Origin of the sequence: Volucribacter amazonae (assembly GCF_029783845.1) — a bacterium.
In the GTDB taxonomy this organism is placed as follows: Bacteria; Pseudomonadota; Gammaproteobacteria; order Enterobacterales; family Pasteurellaceae; genus Volucribacter; species Volucribacter amazonae.
Genome location: NZ_LWID01000001.1, coordinates 528,531 through 541,098, shown reverse-complemented (window position 1 = coordinate 541,098; position 12,568 = coordinate 528,531). Strand labels below are relative to the sequence as shown.

The window sequence follows — 12,568 nt, the reverse complement described above, 5'->3', positions numbered from 1 at the left end:
TTACCTTAGTTAAAACCCTAGCTCAGCTAGGGCTTTTTGTTATTGTTGTTCTTCAAATGCTTTTTGTTTCACATAGAAACCAAATAGTTCCCATAACTTATCAAAAGCTTTCTCATAGGCGATTTGCCCTCCTGTCCCCCAACAAAACACAGCTGGCTCTATACAAGCTGATTCACCAGTTACAACGAACCCAGATTTCAACCAAATAATACAAAGTACTGTTGTGGAATCTGGTAAATGTTGATACTCGACCTTAGTGATTTGTTCCTCTAAAAATTCTCTAGTGAGTTTGTTCATCGTTTGAATTCTCCTCAAATATGTTTAATTTTCTTTCAACACCCTCAACGCCTTAATAAACTCAGGAATATAAGTATCAAAAGCGTTCATTAATTTTTCATCACGTTTAACGGTGTATAAATAAAGCGGTTGTGGTTGATATTCTGGGCAGTAGCTTACAAAATCCCAAGTTTCATAACCAGTTACCCATAATGCGGATTGCACTTGAATGATGTATTCATTAGGGACACCGCCCTCAAGCAAATAAACAATGTGGGTTTTCATTTTAGGGCATTTAATTTCAAGCCCTTTTTTTAACTCAGGCATTAAACCATCAGGGCTTATCATTAATTCCCTTGCCTGGTTTAAATACACACCGCCTACTTGAACAACGGTATTGCCGGTTAGAAATTCGTAAGCACTTCTAGCTAAAGGCTCAAGCTGATTACCTCGCTCCATAGCGGGCGTTTTTATCGTGTCGGCAGTATGTTCTATGCTTTCTGCTACAAGTTCCGCAAGATAGCCTGTCCAACCTGATGATTTATTACCACTCGCTGTCACAATATGCTTTATGCCTGTAGCAGTGGGTATGCCTAACCTTGCGGCAAGCCATTCCTCAGTTCCTTGTTCGCAATCTAAAGTAATTAATCCGTCAATCATAATGGCACGTCCTCACCGTCAATACCGTCATCACGAATTTGCTGTTGATTAAGTTTATCTTTGAGTTTTTTCAACACTTTCTCCGTCATCGCCTTTGGAATACTTTCAATATTTTTCACGCCACAAGCCGCCAGCAAGCCGTCCATATTTGATGAAGTTACCTCAACTAATTGCTTAATTTCCTCGATTTGTTCGGCGGAAATAAGCTCAATCGCTTGTCCTTCAAGGATATTTGCTTTAGGGGTAACATTGATCGGCTCTTTGTTATTTTCTGCAATGCGATCAGCTTCATCTTGATCATAAATCCCTGTAAACCCAAAGGCTAATCTTGCACATTGAATCATCGCTTTATGACGTAACATTCGTTTAGGGTGGGTTTGCCAAGGTCCCATATTACGATAGCACTCGCTCATATATTCCGTAACTGAAATGGGTTTGGAACGGTCTTTACGGTAAATGCGACAAGTGCATTTTTCATCATCAAGATCAAATTCAATGCCGTCAAACTGCGGATTTTCGTTTAGAATTCTTGCCCAACCATCCACCCCAACAATCGGGACAATGCCGTTATTTTTATCAGGGAAAGCGTAAATTTCTTTTGTCCAAGGATTAAGCCCATATTGATTAGCCACGATTAAGAGTGCTGTCATTTGGCTATCATTCACATTGCCTTTAAATGCGGTATTTTTTAGGGTTAGCATTAAATCTGAACCATCAGCAATTTCAAACCGATTGGCAAGTTTTTGAGTTAGGGATTGAAGTGTTGTTGACATAATATTTCCTCTGCTAAGTTAAATTTAGGGTATAAAAAACCGCACTTGCCTAAAATCAAGTGTAAGTGCGGTTGGTTTTTGGAAAGTTTTTCAGAATGAATTTAAGGTTTGACGTGAAGTGATAATGCTATATTTTTTATCAATTCAACTTCGTCAATCTTATCCCCTGATAATTTAATGCTTTAACAGGGGCAAAATAAGCTCTGGCTTGTTCTACTGTACCTGTAAATGGAATTTGTAGCATAAAATTAAAAACGGGCTGATGATGTTCTGAGCTTTGATTCTCTGATTGTACTGCTGTTTGGTTTGCCTGCGGTTCTGGAGTAACGGCGTGAGCTTGTGCGTTAGTGTTAGCTTGTGCGTTAGTTTTCGCCTCAATCTCTGCTTTGAGTTGTGCCTCACGCTCCGCTTTTTCTCTTGCCTCTTGTTCGGCTTTCGTTTTGATTTCAAGCTCTCGTTGTTTTTCAGCTTCAACACGCTCAGCAATGATTTGTTCAATATCATCTTGGCTCGCAATTAACCTAACTTCATCATTAAACAAGTGTTTATGTGAAAGGGGAATTAATGTTAGCCGAGATTGTAAGCGTGCGATTTCTTGTGAAATTTCCGCCAAAATCAGTGTTTTTTCCGCATTAACCGCTTTTTGCAAACCGTCTAAGGTGCGTTTGTTTTTGCTTGCGGTTTGAATACGTTGAGCAATGCTACTTTTCGGAATATTCATTTCTAACGCTAATGAAATGGTATTTTCCGAACAACTTTTGTATCTAACGTCCATTATTTCAGCAATTACCGTCTCAATAATCGCTTGTTTTACTTCAGCCTCTTTGTTTTTCACTAATTTTTCACGGCTTAAGCGTGCTTGTCTAAAACGTTCTGCAATCTCTTTCGCCGTTTCAATCAAGTCGGTAATCTCTTTATTGCCATTTAACACGTTATCAATGGCTTGTTTAGTACGGCTTTCAAGCTCTTGCAAGGTTTTTATTTCTTCCTTTGCCTGAATAAAATCTTCGTCAGTTTCAAAGGTTTGGGTTAAACCGGCTAAATAAGTGTCTGCTTGATATTCAAAATCCAGAATATTGCATGCAACAACTTTGCTTTCCGTATTTAAGATTAATTCAAAATGAGTGTTCATTTTTACCCCCTGCCATAACATTGGCTTTGCCAGTATTCGCAATCGTAACTTTCATAAATACAGTGATAAATATCGCCCTCGTAATCATCGTCTATGTCTTCTTCCGAATCGGTAGGCGTGATTGAAGCATAATAATCGTGGTCGCTGTCGTAAGCCCAAGGCGATGAGCTATGTTTGCGTTTCTTTTTTATCATTGGTTTGCCCCTAATTTATTCTGCGTTGCACTGACCATTTCCGCCAACATTGCAAACATATCGGGTTCAAGTACGATAGTGCAAGCACTGGCTCGGCGGTCGAGCATTAAGCGGATATTGCCTTTTTTATCCACTACATAGCCTTTTAAGCCGTAAGGGGTAAAGGGTTTACGTCTGTTAGGTTTAGCCACTTTGGTAGCGATTTCTTTGGTAACGGTTTTTACTTCAAGTGAGGCTTGTTTCTCTTTTATCACGTCCTCTTTAACATCTCGCCGAACACGAGGAATTTTGGTGTTATTCATAAAGTTATAGCTCTCTATTCGTTCATTGAGCTTTTTAATACAAAGGGCTTTATTCATCATAAATTCCGTCTGACTGACGGAAACACCATTTTTAAATAACACGCCTTGATAATGCCCTTGTTTTTCGTGGTAAATAATTTTAGTGCTGTACATTATGGCTTCTCCTTATTGTTTAATAATTGTTTATTCGCCGTCCATTGATTGAGGTAATCTAATTCCTCGGCGGTGGGTTCTCGTTGAAATTCGCCGTTTTCCGCTATCCATTCTGCTTTCGCTTGCTGTCGGCTTTGTTGGCTGATTTGTTCGCTTAGGTAGTGATTGTGGTAGTCTGTGGCGTATTCTGCTTTGGCTTTTGTTGATACAAGATGAATAATAACGCCAGCTGAGACAATAACCGCCGTGAATATTTGAATTGCTTTGAGTAAGTTTTTCATAGGTTATCCTTTAAACAATTTGGGTTAGTTAGGTTGTAACAAACCGCACTTGACTAAAATCAAGTGTAAGTGCGGTCGGTTTTGGGGAAGTTTTTAGAAATCCGTTTTATTAATAAGCTGTCGGCTTGGGCAGATACGTGGAATGACCCTTGTCCAGTTAAGTTCATTAGAATTAACAAAAGGGCGTATCAGCCGTTGTAGCGTTTGTTGGGTGTTTTCGTATTGTCGGCGATATTCGTGACTATGGCTATATGCCATACCGCTAAATCTTGAACCTAGTGCCTCGAGTGGTTCGTAAAGTTCGCCTAATAACGTGTTCATTTGTTTATGTCCGAACCAAAGCCAAGCCAGTTGTTGTAATTCATATTCAGTGAATTTGAACGTGTAGGTAGGCTCTGGTTTGGGTAAGGGGAGTTGCGGTTGTTGCTGAATACTATACTGCCTTGTTTTTCTAATCTGTGGCAAGACTTCTTCAAATACCCAAGCCTCAAAACGTTCTGCTTCTGGTTTGCGTGATTTGATGATTAGGCGGTATAAATTAGGTTCGTTGATGAAAATCATTTCTTGATCACCGCTTTTAGTGGGGGTGTAACGTTTCGTTACACCCCTCTCTTTGCAATGATCTTGTAACGCTTTTCTTGAATTTGCGTAACCTAGAATTAAGCAAACATCATTACCACAAAACCAAAACTCACCTGTTGGATCGGTAATAACACGAACGGAATTTGAATGAAAACTGAAAGTTTTGAATTGAACTAAAGTATTAGTTTGAATTTGATTTGACATAATTTGCACCTTGTGTTTTTTAGTTAATGCCACTTAGTAGGTGGCGGGCTTCAACTACCAAACACAAGATCGGCGGAGCTTATTTCCTTTCGGTATTGTATTAGGCTCTCTCGACCCGCCATAGTTTTAGGGCATTTCCTAAATTTTAGGTACAAAAAAACCGCTTGCTGACGGGGCGGATAACCGCTTGTGTTTTGATAGTGCGGTTATCTTAACGAAGTAGAACGGTTGTGTCAATTATTTATTCATTGCTTTTGATAACACTTGAAAAAAGGTTGGATAAAGGTGTTCGACAAGCTGACGAACTTCATGCATTTGTTCAAAATTCAGGTTAGGCAGTCTCTCAATGATTTCATTTTGCATAGTTTGTCGTGCAGTTTCTTGCGTATCACGCACTTCGCTAATTAGTTTATTTACTGCCTCTTCTTCCGTAAGATTGTGGCTTTTAGCGTATTTTTTTACCCATTCTTGATTTTCTTTATTCACTTTCATTTCTAACCCTTTAGATATAAAAAAAGCCACTAATGTGGCTTGCCGACTTTCGTTTGAAAGTGGGGTTAGTTTACCCAAAGGGCGGTTTGTTTGTCAATTAGATTTTATTCATTAATCAATTCTTTCGTTTTTTGAGGTATATCCTTTACTTGTCCTTTCACACCATCAAAGGCTTTATCAAAACGTTCTCCCACGCCATCAATAATCGTTTCTAATGGTGTGGATTTTAAATCTTTTTCAAACACTTTTGTGGGGTTAGAGCCTAAATTATCTACTGCAATTTTTAATAATTGTTCTTCCAATTCGGGAGATTGTTGTTGCACTTGTTTGCGATACCCCTCAAATGCCATTGCTGAAGCATATTTATAAGCATAATCTTCTCTTAAACGGAATAAATAGGCACGTTCTTTCGCTTTAATCCAAGCAACAATTAAGAATGGTAGAGATATGGCTGATTTTGCAAAAAAAGTTATCCAATCCAAATGGGTTTGTATTTGCCCATCTTTTAATGTTTGCTGAATTAAACTAGAATTAAATCCCCATAAGGATATGCTGGCAGTAATAATCAGTGATCCAATTAAAAAACCATCTGCCCATTTCATTTTGGAATTAATATTATCTTGTTGTTTTTTGAATGAACCCGCCATACTTGCTCGGTTGGCATCCTCAATTATTTCTTGAATATTTTCTTTCTGTTTTTTAAAAAGCGTAATCATGTTTTCAATTTCCTCGTGGTATTTTTCTATTTTGGGTTTGGCATTTTCAGCCGTTGTTGCTAATGTTGTAATTTTATTAAGATTGTTATTAGCTGTGTTTGCGAACTGTGCAATTTCATCATTCAAAGGAGAGATGTCTTTATGCCATTGTGTGATTTCATCAGCCTGCTCTTGTACTTCATTATAAGAGGTTTGTAGGGTAAGTAGAGAGCTTTTAAGGCTTTCAAATTCCTTTTTATGTTTGACAAGTTCTTGTTCTAATGCGGCATGTTCAGTGAGTTTACTTTGTATATCCATTATATCTGCCGCAATAGCTTGACGTTCTTGTTCGCTCCTTAACTCGCCTTTAACCTCAAGTAAATATAATTGCTTAGTCTCATGTTTTAATTTTAAAAGATAACCAATTATTCTAAGTTCTTCATTTGAATTCCATTCTCTTTTATCAAGTCTAGAAGATATTTGTTTAATTAACTTCAAAGCCTGTCTTTTGAATACGATAATTTCAAGTTGGTCATCAAGTTCAATGAATTTGTCTATTGATTGGTAAATATATTCAATCTCACTCAGAATATGATTAAGCGAGATGTTTTCTAAAAATAGATAATCCTCTTCAAAATCTTGCTTAAATTGATTTTTTAATTTGGTTAATAAACCTTTAACTGTTTTCATCGTTTTCTCCTAATTTTATGGGATTAATACGATAATTTTACTTTATTTCTCCGAATTTCTAGTGTATTTTTTGTTATATTTCTCCCCATCTATTATAGTTTTCCTTTTCTCTTTCCATTTCAAAGCACATTAAGAACATTCCCCTCTGTGCTAGCTTACATTGGTTCTCTGTGTAATGTGCTTTGAAATAGCGACAGTTGGCTGTCGTATTTCTTACCTTACGTTTGGGCTTCACGATTCACTGCCGTTGCTAACATTTCCGCAAGGTGGCATATCGCTTGGTTTGGGCTTTCTTCCATTCTGTTGAGCGGTAGGTCTGTTACTACACTTTGACTAACTCTCACCATCAGGCAAGCGATATGTTTTGGATAAATTGTTAAAGAGCATAAAATCAAGATGAAATAACACTATTTTTGTAGTAATTTGGTAATTAACCTTGCAATCCACGATTTTTCTTTTACTGGCACGTAAAATGAGTGATGGATAACCCCATCAATGGTTGCTTGGGACATTGCTTTGACTTTTTCTTGTGCTTCCTCGAGTGAGTGGGCGTAAACATCTGAACACCATCTCTTTCCATCGAAGAAATAAGAAATTGCATAGCGTTTCATTTCTTTTTGCATAAGGATTACCTCTCTATGTATTTTGAAATTTTCAAAGGTGTTAATGGACAATGGTATTGGCGACTAAAAGCTGCCAATCACGAACCCATTGCCCAAAGCGAGGGTTACACAACCAGACAGAACTGCTTACATTGCATCGGTCTTGTAATGGACACTAACCGACAAACACCTATTTATGAAGTTTAGTCATTACCAAAGCCCTGTACATCAGGGCTTTTATTTCATTTCGATTTTTTAAAGAGCGTTGAGATTGACTTATCTCTATCATCAACCACCGTCTCTGCTTACTCTCGGTTTCCCTGCTCGGGTGTGTTGTTTTGATGTGTTAATTAAACTATAAATTTATAAAAAAGTAAATATTTAATTTAATACATAAATGTAAAATTTATTTAGAATATAAATAAATAGTTGATTTGTATAAGAAAATAATTTGAAAATTTTTTGATTAATTGATGAATTTGTGAGCGAGATCACAGGAAATGGGGGCTTTAATGTGTAGGAAATGGGGTATAGATAATTTATAGTTGCATAATACAAAGTATGATTTATAATACATTGTATTATATGATAATTAGGGTTTCTATAATGTACACCATTGTTGAGCAAGAACATTTTAAGCGAAAGGCTGATCAAATATGGAGTGAAGAAGAAAGAACAAGTTTTTTCACGTTTTTAATCGAAAACCCATTGATCGGCGATGTCATTCCTAATGCAAATGGCTTACGAAAAGTACGTTGGCAAGGTTCTGGACGTGGTAAGCGAGGTGGATTAAGAATTATCTATTTTAATCTATTAGATGATGGCATTATTGTTATGCTTGATATGTATGCTAAAAATAAAAAAGAAAATATATCTAAAAATGAATTAAATCAATTGAAAAAAGTGAGGTAGAAGATGAATGATATTCAAGAAAAAATTGCACAGGCTACTAAAAATTGGAATGTTGAGGAGATAGTCAATGCAGTTATTGCCGATGATCCTGATGCAAGTGAAATTAAAGAGAGCTTATCTGAAGCATTAATACAAACGAAGAAAGGCAATATAGCAAGAGAGAATAAAATAGCTTTACCTTCAGTGATTGAAGCTAGAATAAAATCAGGGCTTTCACAAGATAAGTTTGCTAAAACACTCGGTATTTCTGTTAATACGTTGAGATCGTGGGAGCAAGGACAACGTCAGCCAAGCGGTGCCGCGGCAACATTGTTACAGTTGTTAAATAAACGCCCTGAATTAATTGAGGAGCTAACGGCTTGATATGGAAAAATTAAAAAATTTTGATATAGCTGAGCATTTAACTAGCGAGGAAGATATTCAGCTTTATCTCAATGAAATTATTAAAGAGAATAATGTAAAGATGTTGTTATCTGCGTTAGGCGATATAGCGAGAAAGAGAAATATAAGCGAATTATCAAAAGATACAGGAATCAGTAGAGAAGGACTATATAAAGCCTTATCTGGATCAGGTAATCCAAGTTTTGCTACAGTGATGAAAGTGGCTCAAGCATTGAATTTGCAATTGACGTTTACAACGAGTGTTGTGAATTAAAAGAAAACCGCCTTAAAGGCGGAGTAAATTAATTTAAATAACAATAAGATTGTGGGGGAACGCCTGACGGTAGTACATCTGAAATAACTAAGGGTTTATCATATAGTCTGAATGAGTCAATTTCAAACGCATGGGCTAAAACTCTTGTTGAAAAATACTCATCAAAAAAATTTTTAGTAATTCCTGAAAATTCTTTTGTTCTTTCCCAAAGGGATTCAGGTGTATAAGAATGTGTATCTTTTACCTTGAATTCACCAACGACTTTCCCTACTGGCATTGTTGAATAAACGACAACTGTTGTTATATCTTTACGTTTTGGTAGAGATTTTCTAAATTCAAATTTTTTTTCACCTGAAATGATTTTTGCGACATACTCTGGTTTAATGGATAGCAATATTCTCACTTATTACTCCTTTTATTAATATACCTCTATATTGTTCTTCTGTTAATTTAATAAATCCCCAATATTGGTTACGTTCAATACCAATATCTTCAATCAATGATTTTCTTATTATACGCTTATTTAATGCTATATTATAGGTAAATTTTATAATTATAGGATATTTTTTATCATTAAAATATTTTATTAATTCATGTTTAGAGAATATACTATATGATTCAGTATAATTTAAAAATTCTTCTAATGTTTGAAAATCATTAATATTTTTTACATCCTCTACGACACAAATAGATGTTGCAACAGAGGAATATTCTGCATTATTACCGTCTTTAGTTCGATAAATGACTAATGTATCACCTCTTTTTATATTTTCTGTCCCTTCCATTGATGTAAGATAAATTTTATGTATGCTATTTGTATGGGATGTGTCTTTTACTAACAGTGTAGGGTCTTCATTTTTTAGAATAGAGTCAGGTAGTAATCTTGAATGCCATTGTGGATAAATTGCAATTAAATAACGATTTGATGTCTTAGGTGTATTAGGATAGTCTTTAATAATATCACCAGTGATGTGAGAAATATTTTTAAATAATACAAGCTCATTACCATTTTTCGTTGATTTTGTAGCTCTCACTTCAAATCCATATTTCTGAAATAAATTTAATAGTACCTGATGTTTCTCAAATAATGTTACATAAATTTCATCAATATTTCTTACTAAAGAAATATCAAATACTTTTTTAATAAATCTTTCTCCTAATCTTGTACCATGAGGGTTTATTTTGAATGTTCCTATTTTCAATCTATTTTTTCTTGGTAAATGAGGTGTAATATCATTTAATGATTCATCTTCATTTTTTAAATAAAGAAACCCGTCTAATTTACCTTCGGAATTTTCAAAAATAAATGCACCTTCATCATTATCTATTTTCTTATTGAACCAATCTGAGAACTCTTGATAATCTGATTTCAAACTATTAAAAAAAGGATCGTTTAGATCAATTTTTTTAAATTTCTTATATTTTAGGTTACTCATAATTAATTCTCCATAAATATTACATAAAATATTTTTTAGTAATCTAATTTATTGATGTTTTTGATTATTAGTATTCTGTTAAACTCCCCATCACAACAAAACCGAATACCAGAACACACGAGAAGCCGCCAAGTATCCAGAGAGGTTTATAAAATTTGCCTATGCTCAACCGCCACGCCAAATTTGACGTCCAATAATTTGTAAATCTTTTAATTGATCACCAGAAATATCGATTGGCTCATAATCAGGGTTAAAGCTGATTAGAGTAATTTTATCTCCATTGCGGACAACTTGTTTAATATAAAAGTTCTCTTTATAAATCAGTGCATAAACTTCACCATCTGCGATTTCTGTATCATGGATATTTACAATAACTGTGTCCCAATCTTTTAAGACTGGGTCCATGCTGTGTCCTCTAACGTACATCGCTTTACAGCTATCAGGGAAAACGCGTTTATGCTTAAACCATGCCTGACGAAACAATAAAGGCTCTTCTGATTTTCTAGGTATCCATTCAACAACACAGCCTTTCCCTGTTCCTGCGGATAATTTAATATCGTATAAATCCACTTCGACATGTGTATCGCTATAGTCTTTATCATCAATAATAGCAACATCAGGCTTATTTAATGCTTCTTCACTTCCTAATAGCCAATTCACAGAATAACCTAATTTATCGCAAATCAGTCTGGCAGAAGCTACGCTGATTTTTCCATTATTAAACCAGTTATTCACTGCTTGAGGGGTCTTTTTAGCTATGCGACTTAGTTCTGCTTTGCTAACGCCTGTTTCACTAATCAGTTGTTTTAGGCGGTCAATAACAATTTGATCTCTATCCATTCTATTCTCCATTTTTTAGCAAGTTTAAACAAAAGATTTAATTTTTCAATAAATTGTATATTTACATAATTAAATATTGAATTTATAATCTAGTTGATTTAATTAAATTATATATTGAGGAAAATATGACACCTATTGAGAAAGCAATAAAGGCAGCTGGTTCACAAGCTAAATTAGCTCGAGCCTTAGGTAAAACCTCTCAATTTATTTATCGCATAAAAAAATCAGGTGGAAAAATCTCTACTCAAGATATTTCTGCCGATAAATGGAAAGAGGTTACTGGTCTCCCTAAAAGTGAGTTATTTCCTGAATATCAGGACTAATGTAACAAGGAATTATCGCAATGGCACGCAATGAACTGACTAGATCCGCAAGAGAGATTTCTGATCTTGTTTTAAATAAATATTACAAGCAAAAGCAATGTGATGTAGCGGAAGCAATGGGCTGCGATCCATCAACGTTAAGCCGATTAATCGGCGGTAATGCAACGATACAAACGTTTAATTTGATTTCAGCTGTTGGTGTGGGTGTTTATGACCAAAAAACGCAGGTAGCCATAGACAAAAAAGAGTTGGAATTATTGCTGTTATCACTAAATGGGCTAGATGCACGTTTACGAGAAAAATATTTAGAAATAAAAAACCACTGCGGGAACAGTGGTTAGTCATTAATCCATAAAGGAGTATTAAATATGCCCGAATTATTACCGATAAATGTAAAAAAAGCAAGTGTTACGATGAGTAGTCGTGAAATTGCTGAATTAACACATAAGGAACATAAAAATGTTTTGCGTGTTATTCGAGATTTAATTGAACAAAATTTAGTCGCTCAAATTGAGCCACTAAAATTTGAGTATAGAAATCAATGGTTTGATTATTATGAGTTAAATAAGAGAGATACGCTCGTTGTCGTTGCACGATTATCACCTGAATTTACTGCCGCCGTCATTGACCGTTGGCAAACATTAGAAAATCAACAAAAACCCACCGCACTTCATCTTTCACGCAAAGAATTAGCCTTAATGATTATTCAGGCGGAAGAAGAAAACGAACGTTTACAACTTGAAAATAAATATCAGGCGGTACAAATCCAAGCAATGGAAAATTATTTCCGCAATGGCATTTCGCCTTTTGAGTTTGTAAAAGGCTTAAATGGGGTAAATTCATTGAAGATTGGGGCGTTTTTAGTGGGGAAAAATTGGCTTTATCAAGAGGGAAATCATAAACGGGTCAAGCATTATGCGAGGGATTTATATTTGACAGAGGAAACCACAGAAATCGCCCAACATGGTCGAGAGCCATTTTTAGCTTATAAACCTGTGCTATTGAAGAAAGGGGCGGCAAAAATTTATGAATGGTATATCAAGGGCATTTTGCCGATGAAAACCAGTTGGAATGGCGAATTTACACAAGATAAGGCGGTGGGGTTATGAGCAAATTTATTGTCAATTCGTTTCAAGTACCAAATATTGTAGTTGATGAATTTTTAGGGGAGTTAACAGACGAAGAGCTGAAATGTTATCTATATATCATGCGTTGGACAGGTAGTTCAGGGCGTGGATATGAAAACATTCCGTCCTATCGCATTATGATAGACACAGGATTAAATGAAGCCGATTTTAAAGACGCTTTAAAACGCCTTATTGAGTTAGGGCTTATTGCAACTCCCGATAACTCTAAGGGGGCGTAA

The 12,568-nt window shown here is 35.5% G+C and carries 22 protein-coding genes; 8 read left to right on the top strand and 14 right to left on the bottom strand.

The window, feature by feature from the left end:
- Positions 1-39: 39 nt before the first annotated feature.
- The 11 genes from A6A20_RS02790 to A6A20_RS02740 form a co-directional block, all read right to left on the bottom strand.
- Positions 40-297 carry a Gp49 family protein gene (locus A6A20_RS02790; RefSeq protein WP_279572039.1) on the bottom strand — a complete coding sequence of 86 codons (258 nt, stop codon included), beginning with the start codon at positions 295-297 and terminating at the stop codon, positions 40-42.
- Between the two features lie 24 nt (positions 298-321).
- Positions 322-936, bottom strand: a complete 615-nt coding sequence (locus tag A6A20_RS02785; protein ID WP_279571893.1) for a YqaJ viral recombinase family protein — start codon at positions 934-936, stop codon at positions 322-324.
- On the bottom strand, positions 933-1,709 hold the full coding sequence (gene bet / locus A6A20_RS02780; RefSeq protein ID WP_279571894.1) for a phage recombination protein Bet: 777 nt from the start codon (positions 1,707-1,709) through the stop codon (positions 933-935). The genes A6A20_RS02785 and bet overlap by 4 nt, the downstream gene beginning before the upstream one ends.
- 139 nt (positions 1,710-1,848) lie before the next feature.
- Positions 1,849-2,841 carry a hypothetical protein gene (locus A6A20_RS02775; RefSeq protein ID WP_279572038.1) on the bottom strand — a complete coding sequence of 331 codons (993 nt, stop codon included), beginning with the start codon at positions 2,839-2,841 and terminating at the stop codon, positions 1,849-1,851.
- A 190-nt stretch (positions 2,842-3,031) separates the two neighbouring features.
- The gene (locus A6A20_RS02770) at positions 3,032-3,490 is read right to left on the bottom strand and encodes a hypothetical protein (protein ID WP_279572037.1); all 459 of its coding nucleotides are present in this window, start codon (positions 3,488-3,490) and stop codon (positions 3,032-3,034) included.
- Positions 3,490-3,771, bottom strand: coding sequence for a hypothetical protein (locus A6A20_RS02765; RefSeq protein WP_279572036.1), 282 nt, complete (start codon positions 3,769-3,771; stop codon positions 3,490-3,492). The genes A6A20_RS02770 and A6A20_RS02765 overlap by 1 nt, the downstream gene beginning before the upstream one ends.
- A 93-nt stretch (positions 3,772-3,864) precedes the next feature.
- Positions 3,865-4,557 (bottom strand): BRO family protein, encoded by a 693-nt coding sequence (locus A6A20_RS02760; protein ID WP_279572035.1) that lies wholly within the window; start codon positions 4,555-4,557, stop codon positions 3,865-3,867.
- A gap of 237 nt (positions 4,558-4,794) precedes the next feature.
- Positions 4,795-5,049 (bottom strand): hypothetical protein, encoded by a 255-nt coding sequence (locus tag A6A20_RS02755; protein ID WP_279572034.1) that lies wholly within the window; start codon positions 5,047-5,049, stop codon positions 4,795-4,797.
- 104 nt (positions 5,050-5,153) lie between these two features.
- Positions 5,154-6,434 carry a hypothetical protein gene (locus A6A20_RS02750; protein ID WP_279572033.1) on the bottom strand — a complete coding sequence of 427 codons (1,281 nt, stop codon included), beginning with the start codon at positions 6,432-6,434 and terminating at the stop codon, positions 5,154-5,156.
- 218 nt (positions 6,435-6,652) lie between these two features.
- On the bottom strand, positions 6,653-6,781 hold the full coding sequence (locus A6A20_RS02745) for a hypothetical protein (protein WP_279572032.1): 129 nt from the start codon (positions 6,779-6,781) through the stop codon (positions 6,653-6,655).
- A gap of 60 nt (positions 6,782-6,841) precedes the next feature.
- Complete coding sequence (locus A6A20_RS02740; protein ID WP_279572031.1) at positions 6,842-7,057, bottom strand: hypothetical protein; 216 nt, start codon at positions 7,055-7,057, stop codon at positions 6,842-6,844.
- Positions 7,058-7,072: 15 nt separating this feature from the next.
- Here A6A20_RS02740 and A6A20_RS02735 point away from each other — a divergent pair, with 15 nt between their 5' ends.
- The 4 genes from A6A20_RS02735 (at position 7,073) to A6A20_RS02720 (ending at position 8,603) form a co-directional block, all read left to right on the top strand.
- Positions 7,073-7,243 (top strand): YegP family protein, encoded by a 171-nt coding sequence (locus A6A20_RS02735; RefSeq protein ID WP_279572030.1) that lies wholly within the window; start codon positions 7,073-7,075, stop codon positions 7,241-7,243.
- A 399-nt stretch (positions 7,244-7,642) separates the two neighbouring features.
- Positions 7,643-7,948, top strand: a complete 306-nt coding sequence (locus A6A20_RS02730) for a type II toxin-antitoxin system RelE/ParE family toxin (RefSeq protein ID WP_279572029.1) — start codon at positions 7,643-7,645, stop codon at positions 7,946-7,948.
- Between the two features lie 3 nt (positions 7,949-7,951).
- Positions 7,952-8,311 carry a helix-turn-helix domain-containing protein gene (locus A6A20_RS02725; protein WP_279572028.1) on the top strand — a complete coding sequence of 120 codons (360 nt, stop codon included), beginning with the start codon at positions 7,952-7,954 and terminating at the stop codon, positions 8,309-8,311.
- A 1-nt stretch (position 8,312) separates the two neighbouring features.
- Positions 8,313-8,603: an addiction module antidote protein gene (locus tag A6A20_RS02720; RefSeq protein WP_279572027.1), complete on the top strand. Its 291-nt coding sequence runs from the start codon at positions 8,313-8,315 to the stop codon at positions 8,601-8,603.
- A gap of 28 nt (positions 8,604-8,631) precedes the next feature.
- Here A6A20_RS02720 and A6A20_RS02715 read toward each other — a convergent pair whose 3' ends face one another.
- The 3 genes from A6A20_RS02715 to A6A20_RS02705 form a co-directional block, all read right to left on the bottom strand.
- Positions 8,632-9,006, bottom strand: a complete 375-nt coding sequence (locus tag A6A20_RS02715; protein ID WP_279572026.1) for an ASCH domain-containing protein — start codon at positions 9,004-9,006, stop codon at positions 8,632-8,634.
- A complete protein-coding gene (locus A6A20_RS02710; protein WP_279572025.1) occupies positions 8,984-10,039 on the bottom strand; it encodes an N-acetyltransferase in 1,056 nt (351 codons plus the stop codon). The genes A6A20_RS02715 and A6A20_RS02710 overlap by 23 nt, the downstream gene beginning before the upstream one ends.
- Before the next feature lie 165 nt (positions 10,040-10,204).
- On the bottom strand, positions 10,205-10,879 hold the full coding sequence (locus A6A20_RS02705) for a LexA family transcriptional regulator (RefSeq protein ID WP_279572024.1): 675 nt from the start codon (positions 10,877-10,879) through the stop codon (positions 10,205-10,207).
- A gap of 125 nt (positions 10,880-11,004) precedes the next feature.
- Between A6A20_RS02705 and A6A20_RS02700 the strand changes: the two genes are divergently transcribed.
- Genes A6A20_RS02700 through A6A20_RS02685 form a run of 4 tightly spaced genes read left to right on the top strand, consistent with a single transcriptional unit; the run spans position 11,005 to position 12,568 of the window.
- Positions 11,005-11,202 carry a hypothetical protein gene (locus A6A20_RS02700; RefSeq protein ID WP_279572023.1) on the top strand — a complete coding sequence of 66 codons (198 nt, stop codon included), beginning with the start codon at positions 11,005-11,007 and terminating at the stop codon, positions 11,200-11,202.
- A gap of 20 nt (positions 11,203-11,222) precedes the next feature.
- Positions 11,223-11,543, top strand: coding sequence for a hypothetical protein (locus A6A20_RS02695; protein ID WP_279572022.1), 321 nt, complete (start codon positions 11,223-11,225; stop codon positions 11,541-11,543).
- A 27-nt stretch (positions 11,544-11,570) separates the two neighbouring features.
- Positions 11,571-12,311 (top strand): Rha family transcriptional regulator, encoded by a 741-nt coding sequence (locus A6A20_RS02690; RefSeq protein ID WP_279572021.1) that lies wholly within the window; start codon positions 11,571-11,573, stop codon positions 12,309-12,311.
- Entirely contained in the window at positions 12,308-12,568 is a 261-nt protein-coding gene (locus tag A6A20_RS02685; protein WP_279572020.1) for a hypothetical protein, read from the top strand. The genes A6A20_RS02690 and A6A20_RS02685 overlap by 4 nt, the downstream gene beginning before the upstream one ends.

What these genes read in the sequence shown, in the direction of transcription:
- A6A20_RS02695 (WP_279572022.1), top strand. Translation starts at nt 11,223, where the DNA reads ATGGCACGCAATGAACTGACTAGATCCGCAAGAGAGATTTCTGATCTT.
- A6A20_RS02765 (WP_279572036.1), bottom strand. Translation starts at nt 3,771, where the DNA reads ATGAAAAACTTACTCAAAGCAATTCAAATATTCACGGCGGTTATTGTC.
- A6A20_RS02685 (WP_279572020.1), top strand. Translation starts at nt 12,308, where the DNA reads ATGAGCAAATTTATTGTCAATTCGTTTCAAGTACCAAATATTGTAGTT.
- A6A20_RS02775 (WP_279572038.1), bottom strand. Translation starts at nt 2,841, where the DNA reads ATGAACACTCATTTTGAATTAATCTTAAATACGGAAAGCAAAGTTGTT.
- A6A20_RS02785 (WP_279571893.1), bottom strand. Translation starts at nt 936, where the DNA reads ATGATTGACGGATTAATTACTTTAGATTGCGAACAAGGAACTGAGGAA.
- A6A20_RS02690 (WP_279572021.1), top strand. Translation starts at nt 11,571, where the DNA reads ATGCCCGAATTATTACCGATAAATGTAAAAAAAGCAAGTGTTACGATG.
- A6A20_RS02740 (WP_279572031.1), bottom strand. Translation starts at nt 7,057, where the DNA reads ATGCAAAAAGAAATGAAACGCTATGCAATTTCTTATTTCTTCGATGGA.
- A6A20_RS02760 (WP_279572035.1), bottom strand. Translation starts at nt 4,557, where the DNA reads ATGTCAAATCAAATTCAAACTAATACTTTAGTTCAATTCAAAACTTTC.
- A6A20_RS02750 (WP_279572033.1), bottom strand. Translation starts at nt 6,434, where the DNA reads ATGAAAACAGTTAAAGGTTTATTAACCAAATTAAAAAATCAATTTAAG.
- A6A20_RS02790 (WP_279572039.1), bottom strand. Translation starts at nt 297, where the DNA reads ATGAACAAACTCACTAGAGAATTTTTAGAGGAACAAATCACTAAGGTC.
- A6A20_RS02735 (WP_279572030.1), top strand. Translation starts at nt 7,073, where the DNA reads ATGTATTTTGAAATTTTCAAAGGTGTTAATGGACAATGGTATTGGCGA.
- A6A20_RS02700 (WP_279572023.1), top strand. Translation starts at nt 11,005, where the DNA reads ATGACACCTATTGAGAAAGCAATAAAGGCAGCTGGTTCACAAGCTAAA.
- A6A20_RS02745 (WP_279572032.1), bottom strand. Translation starts at nt 6,781, where the DNA reads ATGGTGAGAGTTAGTCAAAGTGTAGTAACAGACCTACCGCTCAACAGA.
- A6A20_RS02770 (WP_279572037.1), bottom strand. Translation starts at nt 3,490, where the DNA reads ATGTACAGCACTAAAATTATTTACCACGAAAAACAAGGGCATTATCAA.
- bet (WP_279571894.1), bottom strand. Translation starts at nt 1,709, where the DNA reads ATGTCAACAACACTTCAATCCCTAACTCAAAAACTTGCCAATCGGTTT.
- A6A20_RS02705 (WP_279572024.1), bottom strand. Translation starts at nt 10,879, where the DNA reads ATGGATAGAGATCAAATTGTTATTGACCGCCTAAAACAACTGATTAGT.
- A6A20_RS02730 (WP_279572029.1), top strand. Translation starts at nt 7,643, where the DNA reads ATGTACACCATTGTTGAGCAAGAACATTTTAAGCGAAAGGCTGATCAA.
- A6A20_RS02720 (WP_279572027.1), top strand. Translation starts at nt 8,313, where the DNA reads ATGGAAAAATTAAAAAATTTTGATATAGCTGAGCATTTAACTAGCGAG.
- A6A20_RS02710 (WP_279572025.1), bottom strand. Translation starts at nt 10,039, where the DNA reads ATGAGTAACCTAAAATATAAGAAATTTAAAAAAATTGATCTAAACGAT.
- A6A20_RS02725 (WP_279572028.1), top strand. Translation starts at nt 7,952, where the DNA reads ATGAATGATATTCAAGAAAAAATTGCACAGGCTACTAAAAATTGGAAT.
- A6A20_RS02755 (WP_279572034.1), bottom strand. Translation starts at nt 5,049, where the DNA reads ATGAAAGTGAATAAAGAAAATCAAGAATGGGTAAAAAAATACGCTAAA.